Below are 16,209 nucleotides of genomic sequence, written 5' to 3'. Positions count from 1 at the left end.
TAAGGTAAGACGCGTTAAGATGATACTTTGCTGTAAACCGTCATTCAGCTTAAATTCTCTTATACACCCAGTAAATCGGCTATTTATTCATCTAACAAAATATTAATCTGGCAATAATTATGTATCTGGTAATAATTAATTATCCGAACATTAATTACCGCGAATCATAGTTAGCGTGGGCCAAATTTAAACCAGCCTTTAACAAGCACTGAGGTATCCAATGTCCAGTGGTTCTGAAAATCCACCTGTAAATTTACGTCCTCTTGAGCGGGAAGATCTCCCTTTCGCTCACCAAATCGATAACAACGCCAGTGTCATGCGTTATTGGTTTGAAGAACCCTATGAAGCTTTTGTCGAGCTATGTGATCTCTATGACAAGCATATCCATGACCAAAGCGAACGCCGTTTTATCATTGAGAGCATGAACGCCAAAGTCGGATTAGTGGAATTGGTCGAAATTGATTATATTCACCGACGCGCAGAATTCCAGATTATCATTACACCGGCCTATCAGGGGCAAGGCTATGCAACCAAAGCGGCTAAACTTGCGATGGAATACGCATTTTGTGTATTAAATCTCTATAAACTTTATTTAATTGTTGATAAAGAGAATGAAAAAGCGATTCATATATACAACAAATTAGGGTTCCATACCGAAGGCGAATTAATCGATGAGTTTTTTATAAACGGCTCTTATCATACTGCCATTCGGATGTGTACTTTCCAACACCACTATTTTGCCAATAAAGCCTGCGAATCCCAGACCAGCTCGCTGGCCCATTAAACTAAATGGAGTAGTAATGTCCCACGACCGCCTCTATAACGAAAAAGAACTCAGTTGGCTCTCTTTCAATGAACGTGTACTTCAGGAAGCGGCTGACAAAAGCAATCCACTTATTGAAAGAATGAGGTTTTTAGGGATCTACTCCAATAATCTGGATGAATTTTATAAAGTTCGCTTTGCCGATGTAAAACGGCGCATTCTTATCAGTGAAGAGCGGGGTTCTGCCACCAGCGGCCGCCAATTATTGAAAAAAATTCAGGCTAAAGTTGTAAAAATCGATCAAGAGTTCGATGAGCTCTATAACGATTTATTGTTGGAAATGGCACGTAATCAGATTTTCCTGATTAATGAGCGACAAATATCCCCCAATCAGCAAATTTGGTTGCGGCAATATTTTCGCCAGCATTTACGCCCACACATTACACCTATTGTCATCAATCCAGAAACCAATCTGGTTGAATTTTTGAAAGATGATTACACCTATCTGGCTATTGAAATTATTCGGGGGCAAGAGACAAAATATGCCCTGCTGGAAATTCCCTCAGACAAAGTCCCCCGTTTTGTCAATTTGCCTCCAGAAATGCCACGCAGACGCAAATCGATGATCTTACTTGATAATATTCTGCGCTATACGCTGGACGAAATTTTCAAAGGTTTTTTCGATTACGATACGCTGAATGTTTATTCGATGAAAATGACCCGTGATTCCGAATATGATCTGGCAACAGAGATGGAATCCAGTCTGTTGGAACTGATGTCTTCAACCCTGAAACAGAGGTTGACCGCCGAACCTGTCCGTTTTGTTTATCAGCGTGATATGCCTGATGAAATGGTGGATCTCCTGCGCAGTAAACTGGGGCTATCCAATGATGACTCCGTGATTGCCGGTGGCCGCTATCACAATTTCAAAGACTTCATCAAGTTTCCCAATGAAGGGAACCGAAATCTGCTGAACAAAACAATGCCACGACTACGCCATACTTGGTTTGAGCATTTTCGTAACGGTTTTGATGCCATCCGTGAGCAGGATGTTCTGCTCTATTATCCTTATCACACCTTCGAGCATGTGCTGGAATTGCTGCGTCAGGCATCGTTCGACCCCAGCGTGTTGTCTATCAAGATCAATATTTATCGTGTGGCAAAAGATTCACGTATTATTGATTCAGTGATCCATGCCGCCCACAACGGCAAAAAAGTGACTGTGGTGGTTGAATTACAAGCCCGTTTTGATGAGGAAGCCAATATCCACTGGGCGAAGCGACTGACTGAGGCGGGTGTACATGTTATTTTCTCCGCACCGGGCCTGAAAATTCACGCCAAGTTATTTGTTATCTCGCGTCTTGAAGGGGATGAAATTGTCCGCTATGCCCATATTGGAACCGGGAATTTCAATGAAAAAACGGCTCGTTCATACACTGATTATTCTTTGCTGACTGCCAAGCCGGAAGTCACCAACGAAGTTCGCCGTGTATTTAACTTTATTGAAAATCCTTATCGCCCAGTCACGTTTGAGAATCTGATGGTATCACCGCAAAATTCGCGAGCTATGCTCAACCAACTGATTACTCAGGAAATTGAAAATGCCAAAGCAGGCGAAGCGGCGGGCATCACTCTGAAAATCAACAACCTTGTGGACAAGGAATTGGTGGATCGCTTGTATGATGCCTCAGAAGCGGGTGTCAAAGTGCGTCTTCTGATACGGGGAATGTGCTCTCTAGTGCCAAATCAGGCGGGTTTCAGTGAGAATATACAAGTCACCAGCATTGTGGATCGCTTCCTCGAACACGATCGAGTTTATGTTTTCACTAACAAAGGGGATGAAAAGGTTTTCCTTTCTTCGGCTGACTGGATGACCCGCAATATCGATTATCGTATTGAGGTCGCAGTTTGTCTGCTCGATCCTCAATTAAAACAGCGGGTTTTGGATATTCTGGAATTGCAGTTCAGTGATACAGTTAAGGCTCGCTATATCGATAAAGAGTTAAGCAATCGCTATGTTCCACGCGGAAATAAGCGTAAAATTCGCGCACAAATTGCCGTCTATGATTACCTGAAGACATTGGAACAACCGGAGCCAAGAGCCTGATCTATGCCGTTGAAACACGACAAACCAATGCCCAAACCCATGGAAATTGCCACCATTGATCTGGGCTCTAATAGCTTTCACATGGTGATCGCCCGTATTGTGAATGGCGCACTACAGGTGATCGGGCGTTTAAAGAAACGCGTTCACCTCGCTGATGGCCTCAACAGCAAAAATGAATTAAGTGAAGAAGCCATTAATCGTGGCCTTGCCTGTCTTTCTCTGTTTGCAGAACGGTTGCAGGGTTTTTCCCCTAATAATGTCTGTCTCGTAGGTACTCACAGCCTGCGTGAAGCCACCAATGCACAAGAGTTTCTAAAACGGGCGAAAGAAGTCATCCCCTACCCCATTGAAATCATTTCCGGTCATGAAGAAGCCCGCCTGATCTTCATGGGTGTTGAACATACTCAACCGGAAAAAGGCCGTAAGCTGGTGATCGATATTGGTGGTGGTTCTACAGAACTGGTGATTGGTGAAGATTTCGAACCGCTGTTAATTGAAAGCCGTCGCATCGGCTGTGTTAGTTTTTCTCGTCAATTCTTTCCTGACAACATAATAAACGAACAAAATTTCCGTAGGGCGCGGCTTCAGGCTGCACAGAAGTTAGAAAACCTTGTTTGGCAATTCCGGATGAAAGGCTGGGATTTTGCCTTGGGAGCATCAGGAACCATCAAAGCAGTGCAAGAATTACTCGTCGGATTAGGTGAAAAAGATGGTCTGATTACACCTGAGCGTCTCAATATGCTGGTGAAGCGGGTTCTGAAATACAAGAATTTCAAATCACTGGATCTGCCTGGTTTATCCGAAGACCGCAAACAAACCTTTGTTTCCGGCCTGGCTATCCTGTGTGGTGTGTTCGATGTCCTGCATATTCAAGAACTGCGCTTGTCTGACGGGGCACTGCGTGAAGGCGTACTTTACGAGATGGAAGATCGTTTCCGTCATCAGGATATTCGTCAGAGAACCGCCAAAAGCCTTGCTGACCATTATAATATCGATAGAGAACAAGCCGAGCGCGTTTGGAGTACTGCCAAAACACTTTACGATCAATGGGTGACGCAGAATCCGAAACGGCTCCAGCCACAACTGGAATCAATTCTGCTTTGGGCGGCAATGCTGCATGAAGTCGGTTTAAGCATAAACCTGAGTGGGCTACAGCGGCATTCCGCTTACATCCTGCAACACACCGATCTGCCGGGCTTTAACCAAGAACAGCAATCATTGCTGGCAACATTGGTACGCTATCATCGCAAGGCCATTAAAGTGCATGAGCATCCCCGCTTTTACCTGTTCAAGAAAAAACAATATCTCCCGATGCTCCAGATATTACGGTTGGCAACATTACTCAACAACCAGCGCCAATCCACCACAACACCCGAGTCGCTCAGGCTGGACACTTCTCATGGTCACTGGACGCTCTACCTGCCACAAAACTATTTAATCAAAAATGCCCTGATGCAGCTCGATTTGGAAAAAGAGCAGGCTTACTGGAGTGACGTGGTTGGCTGGTACTTGCATATCAAAGAGGAAACGGCGTAACGATATCACCCCATGAAGCAGAAAAAGAATACCGTTCAGATTATATTATCGTTAGATAACGGGATCGCCCTGTTTTTTTGCACTATTTTTGCACCAAAGGTACACCATGTTACAACCGGCCTTTAAATCTGGTAATTCAACTGTTGCCAGTCAACATTCCCAAAAGCTGGCAGTTGTTCGCCAACGTCTGCTGTCTCTTTTTATTAACGATAAATTATTCGTTGATACGTTATTAGGTCAGGCTGATGAACATTCAACAATCAGCGACGAGCAGTTACTGGAAAAAATTGAGGAAGTCAGTGCGCAGCTGGCCAATCTGCACGCTGCCGACATTGCAGATATTCTGGAAGCCCTGCCCTACGATGAACGTCTTGCTTTATGGCGACTCATCGATAATAACCAGCGCGGTGAGGTTCTGGTGGAAGCCTCCATTCCGGTCTGGGACAATTTAATCAAGGATATGTCTGACCTTGAATTGTTGAAAGCCATTGGCACACTGCATGTGGATGAGCAGGCTTATATTGCAGAATATCTACCCCGCGATACTACACGCCGTTTACTGACTTATCTGGAACCGAGTCAACGCAACCGTATTCGTGAAGTATTGCAGTACCACAAAGACAGCATCGGCCAGATGATGGATTTTGAGTTTGTGACAGTGCGAAGCAACATCACACTCAGTACGGTACAACGTTTCCTGCGTTCCAGAGGCTCGATTCCCGACGCAACGGATAAAATTTTTGTCATTGACCGCAAAAACCGCCTTCAGGGGGAACTCCCGCTCACAACCCTACTAACCAATGCACCGGATAAGTTGGTTGCAGAAGTGATGAATACAGAGACTGTCACTTTCTTACCAGAGCAAAAAGGCGAGGATGCCGCCAGTGCGTTCGAACGTTACGATTTAATTTCCGCTGCCGTGGTGGATAATAACGGTCGCCTGATGGGGCGTCTGACCGTTGAGGATATCGTTGACACCTTAAGTGAAGAAACAGACACCAATATCCGACGCATGGGGGGATTAAGCCGTCAAGAAGATGTCTTCGCTCCTGTTGGGCAGACAGTAAAAACCCGCTGGACATGGCTCGCCATTAACTTGTGCACCGCTTTTATTGCCTCGCGGGTGATTGGCTTGTTTGAACATACCATTTCCCAACTGGTTGCCCTTGCGACATTAATGCCCATAGTGGCGGGTATAGGAGGTAACACAGGCAACCAGACCATTACCATGATCGTTCGGGCGTTGGCACTCCACCAAATCCAATCCGGCAGTTTTTCTTATCTGTTATTGAGGGAGTTCGGTGTTGCTCTGATTAACGGTGTTATCTGGGGTGGAATCATGGGCGTTGTCACCTATCTACTCTATGGCGATCTTGCGATGGGCGGTGTGATGACAATGGCAATGATATTAAATCTGCTGATGGCAGCTCTAATGGGAGTATTGATTCCATTTATTATGATGAAACTGGGGCGAGATCCGGCCATTGGTTCCAGTGTGATGATCACGGCAATGACCGATACTGGCGGATTCTTTATCTTTTTGGGGTTGGCAACGCTGTTTTTGATTTGAGCTTCATGGGAGAAACGCCGATTTATAAATGATATCGGCGTTTTCGATCCTGTTTCTAAATTTGTGTCATTGCCTGTTTTTGATATGTTTAATTTATCAACGAGAACAGGTGGCAAGATGATATCCTTTGACTATCCGTGATTAAACCTGACAAACTTTGATTGAATTTATATTTAAATTCAATGTATTAAATTAAATTCATGACTATTAATACTTATTAATGACTAAAGGTGATTAAATAAAATCATTACACAGAATAATGAATCAATAATAAATAATTATTTAAAAAACAATTGAATATGAAAAATAATGAGTGTTTTTAAATTAAAATGCACACATGTATGTACAAACAAAAAAAAGTACTCTATATGACATGTAGCAATTGATTTTACACTGGCTGAATGGGGGGATCAGTTCCGAGATGAGGGATAAAAAAGCCCGGCGTCTCAACCAAACATTATGATCGCTACGACTACCTGAAAGAAAAGCCGGAGATTGTGGAGAGGTGGGAAGGGAAGCTACTGTCTCTATAGGGCAGAAATCTGCCCTTTGACATACGGGGTATCTGCACAAACAAAAGGTATTGAGGAAATCCCAATACCCTCACCCGTGAGTATAAAACCAAAGTAGGCATTCCATTTGAAACGGAAGGATTGAATTAAAAGGTGAGAAATTCCCACCTTTAGATAACTTGTTGATTTTGCTTATTTCCGGCATGGGGCGGGAATTTAATTAAATCAAGAGGTTAAATTAAAGGGGAGGATTGTCCCCTTTAAACTCATAGTCTTATCAGTCAGCCATAGGCAAATAGATTTTGTTAATGTCCCACCAACCATTCCATGCCATCCTAATCAGAAGTTCTCTCCAGTATTGATGAACCTTTTTATTGATGTTCACCGGCGGAGAAGTAACCCGCCTTCATGTTTTTTAGCAATGTTATTGTTGATTAAATGAGGGAATAAATTATGCAAGATAAAAAGCCTGATGTGCCTGTCTCAGAAGATAGCAATCTCGTTATTGTTACAACACCGGAATATGTCAAAGATTCAATCAAAGAAGCCATTGCAGCACACGCCACAAGCCGTAACCATCCTTATGCAACTCAGGCAGAACCGGGATTTGTCACTTTAAATAATGAAGTCAATAGCGATAGTGAGTTAACCGTCGCAACCTCTAAAGCAGTAAAAACGGCATATGACCTCGCCAATACAGCCAATCAGAATACCAAGAGTGCAAACGAGAGCGCTGATAACGCAAATGATAATGCCAATACTCGCTTAGCAAAAGACCAGAACGGAGCCGATATTCCTAATAAGGAAGAATTTGTTAAAAACCTCGGATTAGAGCCAAGGATGGAAGGATTGGCTTTACCTGTTGGCGTCCCCGTTCCTTGGCCAACAGAGAGCCCACCTGAAGGCTGGTTGATATGCAACGGTGATTCATTTGATAAAGTAAGATATCCAAAACTTGCTATTGCTTATCCATCTGGAAAATTACCTGATTTAAGATCTGAGTTTATTCGCGGTGCAGATGCAGGACGTGGAATTGATCCAACTATTAATGTGTTATCCGCAAAGCCCAGCCAAATCCAATCACACACACATGATTATCGTGACCGATATTATAGCGAGAACAGTGGCTCTATTGATGGTGCTACAAACTGGGAGTGGCAACCTGATGGGTATAACAATTCCCTAGGTTCAGGTAGAACGGATAATGACAATAACACATTTCTGTATTATAACGGCACGACCAGCAGCACTGGTGGAACTGAAACACACCCTCGCTATATCGCATTTTTATACATAGTAAGAGCCGCTTAAGGCGATGCATATACAACTCATACCAACCCGCACCTTCCTGCGGGTTTATTGCCATGCTTCGGCTTTTCATCTCAAATCCCACACCAAGCCCACCCACCAGTTTACCGCCCACAATTTCCCCAATCCACCCAACTACCCGCTAATCTCCCCTATTGGCTATTTATTGACGGCTGACGTGACGCCGTACTCCTGCTGAGGATCAGATGCCAATACCTGTTTCTGGTTCCAGATAGAATCCTCCGGCATCTGGACGCGGACGTCTAATCGGGTGCCGGCTGGTAAATCACAGGGTTCATCATCCGTGTAATAAGCCGGCTCATCCACTGACTTCATGCGCCTGTTCTGTAATCGGGCAGGCATATGCGCGTTCTGTCTGTGTGTGACTTTGATTTCAATAGCCCCATCCGGCAGCACTTTATCATCAACATACACTAACTCATTGCCATTGACGTCACGGGGAACGCTGATACCGCCATGAACACCCCATGCACCGTCTGAGTTATAGCCAAGGATGCCGGATAGTTTGTAGTGACCGAGGCCGAGTCTGGTGACTGTCGCCCCTTCGGATTCGTCGTTAGTGGTAAAGGTGCCATCGGGGTAGATTTGGATGATGGGGGAGGCTTTCTTGAGATAACCGCTACCGTCAAAGGTCGTGTTTTTGGTCGTAATAAACTCAATTTTATCATCCCATTTGCCATAGCGTCTTCGCCTATAATACAGGGGGACGGAGCCTAAATCGCCACCAATAATGATATTGAATTCATCATCACTGAATAAAGATACTGCTATCTGTGTATACGAATCTGTCCATGAAACAGATGAATTGGCATTGCTGTTAAAAAATCCTATTGTTTTGATTTTGTTAAACCCAGATAAATATTCACTGGTTGCGGAAACATATGATTTCCATTTTGTCCACTGATTACCACTCCGATAACGACTAGCCAACCCTGTATCATCCACCTGAATTTGTGCGATCATTCCTGTGTTATCCATACCGCCACCACGAGTCATGGCCATAATGGGGGCGTATTCGTTCCAGAAGTTTTTTGCACTACTGCCCCCTCCTGCATACCAGCCAGCCTCAGCCAACGTATTTGCATCCGTAAAGGTCTTCGCTGTTGATGGCGTTGCGCCCACACCGAAATCCCCCACTTTCAACGTTCCCGCTAAACCCAGGTTTTTCACAAACTCCGGCTTATTCGGAATATCTGCCCCGTTCTGCTCCTTAACCAGTTTCCCTTCCACCGCCGTCTGCAATGCCCGGATGGAGTCCAGCGTGACTTTCTGCCCGTTCGGCATCTCCACTTCGACCTTGCCGCTTTCACTCATCCACCGGTCCATGTTTTGCAGGAACAAGATGATATAGGCGTTAATGGCGCATATATGCCGGACACCATCGGAAACCGTATCGGGAACGGTGGTTGAGATAACATAGTTTGCATTATCAAGGTTGACCGAGGGTGCAAAGGCCAGCACCAGTTCCGTGTCTGAATTCACCGACCGGATGACATTCTGAATCACCGTATTACCGGATTGAATGGAGATAATCTGGCCTGCGGCAATGCCGTTAATATTGGATTTCCATTGGGTGCCCGTTCCCCGGACAATAGCCGAGCCTGACACGATATTTGTTGTGCCGTCTGAGTAGATCATAATAATTTCCTGAAAATAGGATGCAAAAAAAACGCAGTTACGCGGTTCGGTTAATCGTAGAGCGTGCAATCAATATAAGGGCTGGTCAGGTTCCATGTTCGTTCACTGATAATCCAGTTCGTCTCACCGTCTGCCACGCGCGCCATTAGCCGGGTATTGTGTCCATCAAACGCAGTGGAAAATGAAGTTTCGTTATCCCGGGTTCGTGTATCATCGGGCGTATCATATTTGGACAGTATCCAACCCGTTTTCTGCATTAATATGCCTTTTTTCCCTTGCACCACAGTTTCTTTGCTGCTGTGGGAACTGAGTTCCCCTTCGATACTCAAAGGCCTTGTATCGCTGGTAATGACACATTTTCCTGCTTCGTCCCAGACAGCAATTCCCCAATCCGGGACAGGCTGGGGATAAACCAGAGTGAACAGATAAATCTCACACAAGATCGAAGTCTCAGTGCCACTCTCGCCCCGGGTTATCTCAATACCCCATTCCGAACCGCCCCCGAACATGACCCCATAAGGTGCATACCAGACATTGCTGGTGTGAGCACACATAAACGCCATGCAGGGTTGTTTCGTGCTGATACCCGTTTCTATCCGCTTCACGTATCTGTCAGTCCAGACCGATTCTTTTCTCACAAAAGAAAGGGGGGTCGTTTTGGGTGTCCACCACGGAACACCGTTACCCGTTGTTAAAAATGCACCCCAATCCATATATCACCTCACGCAGTGTAGTAAGCAATCAGCCATCCCTCAACGGCGTCGTCGTTGCCATCCGAAATGATGATTTGATTATCCTTTACCAAAAATTGACGTTTTTTATCTACCTGGTATCCCCGGTCAGTACAAAGAAAGACATAAGAAAGCCGCAATCCTTCATTCATCGGCTCCCGGGGGACAGTGAGCGCACCTGTCGTCTGCCCGCTCTCCAGCTTCATAAAGCCAGCATAAAGAAAGGGGCGAATGCCGGTATTACGCTGCCGCCCCTGTTCATCCCAGACCCCAAACCCGTAATCACTCATCGTCGAAATTGTCCTATATAGCCCATGGCCGCCCGAACCCGTCCGCTGGGGTCATAGCAGGCTATCGCCCCGTTTGCCCAACGCAATCCCGCCCGAACCCGCATGTCGTTAAATTCAAAAGCGCCGGTCGCCGCATTAATCAAAAAGCCCGCCTGATACTGCACGTAATTTTTAGATCTGATGGCATCAGACAGGATAGCCTCCCGCATTAAGGCCTGATCAATAAACGCCTGCCGAATAAAAAGCTGCCCGTTCTTAGCCGCCATAAAGGGTTCCATCTTGCCGCTGGCCGGATTGAACCAGACGAAGTTGTTAGCGTTAAAGCCGATATTGGTATGCACTTCGCCATTCTTCACCTCAGCCCCTATCACCATCCCGGCTTTATAGAGCTGGCCTTTGTACTTCACCCCGGCTTCAATCTCTTTGAGGGCATAGCCGTTACCGTCAATATCAAAGACCACTGTCGCCTTTGTCTTTACAGCCGCCGCATTCTCCCCGACATCGGCCTGCACCTTTTCCATCTTCTCCGCAAAGGCTTCCCGGTCGGTCACCTGCGTGGTTTTGACTTCCAGTATTTCGGCTCGCATATTGCCGTTTACTTGCAACTGTCGCTGAACAACTGCCCCTGTCAATGCGGCGTTCTCCATGATGGCTTCGGAGTTAAAGTCCATTTGAGACTGCAACCGTTGTCCTGCTTTGTTGGAAAGAAATTCCTTACCGGCTGCATCAATGATCCAGTTCGTATCCGAAGACGACTCCCCACGAATGAACGCCGTCCACGGGGATTGATTGCCGGATTTATCCACCAGACGCGCACGGAAATAAAATGCAACGCCTGCCGCCAGCCCCTGCATCGTGTGCATTCGCTGGGGATAGGGAATATCGGCCAGCAACAGTAAACCCTCACCGTCATTCGTCCTGCTGTACTGGATTTCAGTTTTCAGTGTGTCGTCGGTCTGGGGCGCAAAACCCCAGTCAATCTGGATACCGAAGATAATTGGGGTTGTTCTGAATCCCAGCGGTGCCGGAGGGTTGCCTTGTTTTCCAACGATATTGACCTCTTCAGAGGAGATAAATAAGCTGGGAATATCAAAGGAGTTGATGGCTTTGATACGGGCCTGATATCTGCCGGAGTACGCATTAGGTATTTCAAAACCCAATGACGCGGTACGGGGAATAGAAATCCAGTTCCCGCTATCCCGGCGCCACTCTCCCACATAGGCCGCCGCCCCTTCCGCTTTCTCCCATGCAATCCGCACGGTAGTGGTGGAAATGCCTTGCTGAACAAACGAAAAACTCTCAATCCTGATTGAATTCGGCGGCTGCTGGACGCTTGCCGGAATAATGGAAATAGGCCGTTCGTCGATTCTGGCGCCCGTGTCGATACGGTCGTATTTATCGGGATCGTGATACAGGCCGTTGATTTCGAATGTACCATCATTGTTATCTTTGATGCCGACAACGCGATATTGCTGAATAAATAAATCATGGGCATCCACCGCCCAGCCAGCACCGGATACAGGTGATTCACTATAAGTCGTCGTCACGGTAACAATGTGACCATTGACGGCCTGAACCGTCCGGCCTTCTGATTTTCCTGTCGGTAAATTAACCAATAGACGATCACCCGCCTTCACATCAGGTTTTCTGTCCAGTGTGATATTGCGATCGTTCACCGACTGAATGCGACCACCGATAGTGCGCCCGGCTCGGTTTTTATGTGCCACGCCAATAATATGACCGGGCATCGGGATTTGACCATCCAGCCCTACACGAAATGAAATCATGCCATCGCGTGAGTTGGTCAGGATTGCCCATTTTCCCCGGCGTTGCGCCTCACTCTGACGGGTGCAGCCGATAGCGGAAATATCAATCTGGTTGATACCATAACGTCGGATTAAATTATCGTCTGAAACAACTTCAACTTCATCATTGTAATGATTGTTTGGATTTGACCAGCTCACCATGGCAACCGTGCTACGGTTACGTTCGCCGCCGCCGCTGTAAACAAAGTCGCCATTGATAACGCTGGCCTGAGTGAAGATATATTTAATGTCATCCGGCATATCCGCCGCTGCCACGAACTGATTAGCCCCCCAGTGAACTGAACCCCGGAATATGGCGCCAATATCGGTCAGCACTTTATGTGCCTCTTCGCGTGATTGTATGTAAACATCGCAGGTAAAGCGCGGTTCCATGCCACCACCGCCTTTGCCATCAGGGACCAGTTGATCGCAATACTGCGCCACGCGATACAGTTCGATTTCATCAATTTGCGTGCGGTCGATTTTGTCGCCAAGGCCGCATAAATCGTTTAGCAGTATATCGTACAGTACCCACGCCGGGTTATTACTGTGCGCCCATTTGAAGGTTAAGTTCCAGATGCCACTGTACGTGCGGTTAACCGGGTCGTAATTGGCGGGTACGCGAATAATGCGCCCCTTGGGCTTACAGGAAATCAGCGGGGTATTGCCATTGAATAACCGGGCGTCAAATTCAACGTACAGCAGCGCGGTATTCGGGTAGCGTAATTTGGCGTCGATAATTTCGGTAAACGCCATGATATTCATTTTATCGTTGATCCGCTCGCTGGTGCTGTCTGGTGTTTTTCTGACAACACGAACCGTCCAGCCCGTTTTGGTATCAGGCAGATTAATGCGGTATGAGCGTTCATACAGGGTGGTTGTTTTGGCGTCAATATGGGTATCAAACACAGCCTGATAGCTGCCGCCATCGGTGGATAATTCAATGGCATAATCAACGCGAAAGCCCACCGTGTCACCATTTTCTTTTTGCATTCTCAACGTAGGCCAGCCGAGACGGACACGGACGGCCGATAACTTGGTGTTGGAAATGTATTTTGTCCAGGGCACAGCGGTTTTTATTTCTGTACCCAGACGGATTTCATTTTCAGCCGCGCTCATGCCTTTGATATAGTTCTGATGCTGGGTACCGGGGCGAAATTCCCATTTCACGCCTGCAAAATTCATGGTTCCGTTGTCGTTCTGCAAGGGTGTGCCGTCCAGATAGATATCTTTTGCCGTCAGATCATTGACGAACTCACCCTCACCCAAGGCCACCAGAATTTTAGCCGTGGCCGTCGATTGAATGTTATCGGGCATTTCATAAGGTGTATGTCCGCCGCCCCCGCCGCCTTTGGCGCCCTCGATAATATGCAATGTCATTGTTCGCCTCTGAAATAAAAAATCTATGGTCCCCACCTTTTTTGCAACACTGATTTTTGATTGATGTTGGCTTGCTTAAATCTATCCGGCGTCACTATGGGCAGGGATGCCCGCGCCTCGATGAGTTCCGCACCTGATAAGCCTAAAAAACCGCACGGCTTCAGAGAGCCATTTTTTATGTCAGGATTCCATCAGGTCGATAAGCCGTTCATGTCATCAATAATCAGTCTTCGCAAAACCAGATTGGGAACTGCTTTAATTAACGATTAACCTGCCAGTCAGACTGGCGTCGTCGTTACCTTTCGAACACAGTTTGCCGTGTTGTGATTGCCCAGGCTATCCGGGCTAATTTGTTGGCCAGCGCACAGGCCACAACATTTGAGTGTTTTCGCTCAAGCTGAGCCTTTACCCATTCAGCCAGCCTTCCTGACTGATAATCGATTCTCTGGATAAAGACTCTGGCGCACTGGACAAGTAACCGTCGCAGATTTTTGTCTCCGCGTTTACTTATCCCTAAAAGCGTATTTTTGCCACCCGTGCTGTACTGGCGTGGTACCAGACCGGTTGAAGCAGCAAAATCCCGGCTACAGCCATACTGCTTACCATCGCCCAGCTGCGATGATAAGACGCTGGCAGTTATCGGACCCACGCCCGGTATTGTCTGAAGACGCTGTCCTGTTTCATCACGTCTCAGCTCCTGCTCCAGTGCCGTCTCAAGCTCGGTGAGCTGTTCGACAAGATAAAGATAATGGGCATGTAAGCGCATCAGCAACTGTGCCAGATAGGGAGGAAGTTCGTTCTCTGCCAAGACGGTTGAAAGTCTTTTTATCACGGCGGTTCCGATCGGCATACTGATGCCAAATTCCAGTAAAAAAGCGTGCATCTGATTAGTGGTTTTAACCCTGTCTCTGACCAGTGATTCTCTGACCCGATGCAGGGCGCGCATAGCTTGTTGCGCCTCTGTTCGTGGTTGCACAAATCGCATGGAGGGACGAGATGCAGCTTCGCATATGGCTTCAGCATCCACAAAATCGTTCTTGTTGCTCTTTACAAAAGGACGAACAAATTGTGGAGAAATCAGCTTCGCTTCGTGACCAAAAGCAGCGATCCGGCGAGCCATAAAGTGAGCACCGGCGCAGGCTTCCATTACAACAGTCGCTGATGGCGATCCCGCTAAAAACTCCATCAGTCTGGCGCGGGTAAATTTTTTACGCAGCAGGGCCTTTCCTGATTTGTCCTGACAGTGAACGTGGAAAGAATGTTTGCCGAGATCAATACCAATAAGCGTAACGTTTTGCATGATGGTCTTCTCCTGAAAGAAACACCCTGCCAGCATACCGCTCACAGGGTGGTGGGGACCATCTCATTAACCGCATTTAGCGGCTGTGTTTGCGTTGGTTTTCTATTTGCTCAGTCTGATACTGGTCTTCGGTGTAAACACCCGCTGAGATAATCGCCCCGCCTATCTCGCGCGAACCATACAGAAGAGGCACAGGGTTCCCTTGTGCGATGGTATTGACGGCACCACCGAAAGCATAACTGGGTTTATTGTCGGGGGATTCCCGCATCCCCAGCCTCGGCGGCTGAGGTGCCAGCATTTGAGAAACGCCGCCCATTGCCATTGATGCCCCTGACGCCCCGACAAACAATGCGGTCGAGGCAGCCCAGCCCAATGGATTCCACCATGCAACCGCAATCAGCGCTACCCCTAAAATCGTTTGAAACAATCCACCGCGTTTGCTGCCGGTGATGACAGGCAGTATATGGATATCACCATTACCCTTGGTCATGTCCAGTTCGCCTTTGTGGTAACTTCTGCCACCCACAATGACCGAAAAAGTAAAACCCTGCTGGTGAGCATGGATCATGAATGCCTCAAAACCTGCAACCAGCCTACTCATAGCCCGGATAGCATGGGGGGCATCTCTGACGGCATAGTCAAATGTCGCGCCGAACTTGGTAGCAAGGACGCCGTGTAAGTGGATTGTGCGTAAAGGGGGATCTGTATAAGCCATAGTGACCTCATAAAAAAACCCGCCGAAGCGGGTTAGTATGGACGATTATTTATGTAATTTGTTCAATCAGCAGGTCTTCATAGCTCCGTCTTTCTATATCCTGCGTTAGTTAGCTTCTGATTCAACCACCTTTGGGACACACTAATCTAAAATTTAATAAATTGTTTTGGTCATCATCACTTACTATAACTATAGGTCCATGCTTCTTTAGCTTTCCATCTTTAGTTTCAATATGTACATAATATGGTTTTCCACCTGTGTACCCACCGTATGTGTTTTTAGTATTAACTCTCCCACAAACATAACCATCTAGTTCACCTGATGGACGGCCGATCGGAGTAAATATCTTATCTGATGAGTGATAGAATGAATCAAATTTCGCACTGTCTGGATCATTTAGACTATCTCTAACAAGAGATTCACCTATATTAATGAAATCTTTTTCTGTAGGCTTGCACGCTGAGAGTAATAATCCACAGATCATGATAATTAATATTCTATTCACACTTATTCCTTTATTTTTTCAGGATTAA

Annotated in this window: 13 protein-coding genes; 6 read left to right on the top strand and 7 right to left on the bottom strand. The window is 46.6% G+C overall.

From position 1 onward, the window contains the following. Positions 1-220 precede the first annotated feature (220 nt). The 5 genes from speG (at position 221) to XBJ1_RS08790 (ending at position 7,799) form a co-directional block, all read left to right on the top strand. A complete protein-coding gene (speG, locus tag XBJ1_RS08810) occupies positions 221-784 on the top strand; it encodes a spermidine N1-acetyltransferase (RefSeq protein ID WP_012988526.1) in 564 nt (187 codons plus the stop codon). A gap of 16 nt (positions 785-800) precedes the next feature. Beyond that, the gene (ppk1, locus tag XBJ1_RS08805) at positions 801-2,870 is read left to right on the top strand and encodes a polyphosphate kinase 1 (protein WP_012988525.1); all 2,070 of its coding nucleotides are present in this window, start codon (positions 801-803) and stop codon (positions 2,868-2,870) included. A gap of 3 nt (positions 2,871-2,873) precedes the next feature. After that, complete coding sequence (gene ppx / locus XBJ1_RS08800) at positions 2,874-4,406, top strand: exopolyphosphatase (RefSeq protein WP_038198767.1); 1,533 nt, start codon at positions 2,874-2,876, stop codon at positions 4,404-4,406. A 106-nt stretch (positions 4,407-4,512) separates the two neighbouring features. Then, positions 4,513-5,976: a magnesium transporter gene (gene mgtE / locus XBJ1_RS08795; RefSeq protein ID WP_012988523.1), complete on the top strand. Its 1,464-nt coding sequence runs from the start codon at positions 4,513-4,515 to the stop codon at positions 5,974-5,976. Positions 5,977-6,941: 965 nt separating this feature from the next. Further along, positions 6,942-7,799, top strand: coding sequence for a phage tail protein (locus tag XBJ1_RS08790; RefSeq protein ID WP_012988522.1), 858 nt, complete (start codon positions 6,942-6,944; stop codon positions 7,797-7,799). A gap of 156 nt (positions 7,800-7,955) precedes the next feature. Here the strand turns inward: XBJ1_RS08790 and XBJ1_RS22465 are convergent, their stop codons facing one another. The 4 genes from XBJ1_RS22465 to XBJ1_RS08770 are packed head-to-tail and all read right to left on the bottom strand — an operon-like array spanning position 7,956 to position 13,661. Continuing rightward, positions 7,956-9,455, bottom strand: coding sequence for a hypothetical protein (locus tag XBJ1_RS22465; RefSeq protein ID WP_012987786.1), 1,500 nt, complete (start codon positions 9,453-9,455; stop codon positions 7,956-7,958). A gap of 50 nt (positions 9,456-9,505) precedes the next feature. Further along, positions 9,506-10,168, bottom strand: coding sequence for a hypothetical protein (locus XBJ1_RS08780; protein WP_012987785.1), 663 nt, complete (start codon positions 10,166-10,168; stop codon positions 9,506-9,508). Between the two features lie 8 nt (positions 10,169-10,176). After that, a complete protein-coding gene (locus tag XBJ1_RS08775; RefSeq protein ID WP_012987784.1) occupies positions 10,177-10,476 on the bottom strand; it encodes a hypothetical protein in 300 nt (99 codons plus the stop codon). Beyond that, positions 10,473-13,661 (bottom strand): host specificity protein J, encoded by a 3,189-nt coding sequence (locus tag XBJ1_RS08770; protein WP_012988521.1) that lies wholly within the window; start codon positions 13,659-13,661, stop codon positions 10,473-10,475. The genes XBJ1_RS08775 and XBJ1_RS08770 overlap by 4 nt, the downstream gene beginning before the upstream one ends. Before the next feature lie 63 nt (positions 13,662-13,724). Between XBJ1_RS08770 and XBJ1_RS21890 the strand changes: the two genes are divergently transcribed. Then, positions 13,725-13,931 (top strand): hypothetical protein, encoded by a 207-nt coding sequence (locus tag XBJ1_RS21890; protein WP_162467458.1) that lies wholly within the window; start codon positions 13,725-13,727, stop codon positions 13,929-13,931. 25 nt (positions 13,932-13,956) lie between these two features. Here the strand turns inward: XBJ1_RS21890 and XBJ1_RS08765 are convergent, their stop codons facing one another. From XBJ1_RS08765 to XBJ1_RS08755, 3 genes are all read right to left on the bottom strand, one after another. Beyond that, positions 13,957-14,961, bottom strand: coding sequence for an IS110 family transposase (locus XBJ1_RS08765; RefSeq protein WP_012987226.1), 1,005 nt, complete (start codon positions 14,959-14,961; stop codon positions 13,957-13,959). 76 nt (positions 14,962-15,037) lie between these two features. After that, a complete protein-coding gene (locus XBJ1_RS08760; protein ID WP_012988520.1) occupies positions 15,038-15,676 on the bottom strand; it encodes a tail assembly protein in 639 nt (212 codons plus the stop codon). A gap of 121 nt (positions 15,677-15,797) precedes the next feature. Further along, positions 15,798-16,181 (bottom strand): hypothetical protein, encoded by a 384-nt coding sequence (locus XBJ1_RS08755; protein ID WP_143827652.1) that lies wholly within the window; start codon positions 16,179-16,181, stop codon positions 15,798-15,800. Positions 16,182-16,209 lie beyond the last annotated feature (28 nt).

It is taken from the genome of Xenorhabdus bovienii SS-2004 (genome assembly GCF_000027225.1).
Taxonomy (GTDB): Bacteria; Pseudomonadota; Gammaproteobacteria; order Enterobacterales; family Enterobacteriaceae; genus Xenorhabdus; species Xenorhabdus bovienii_C.
Note: the sequence above shows the minus strand (reverse complement) of the source record. Positions and strands in the feature narration are given on the sequence as shown.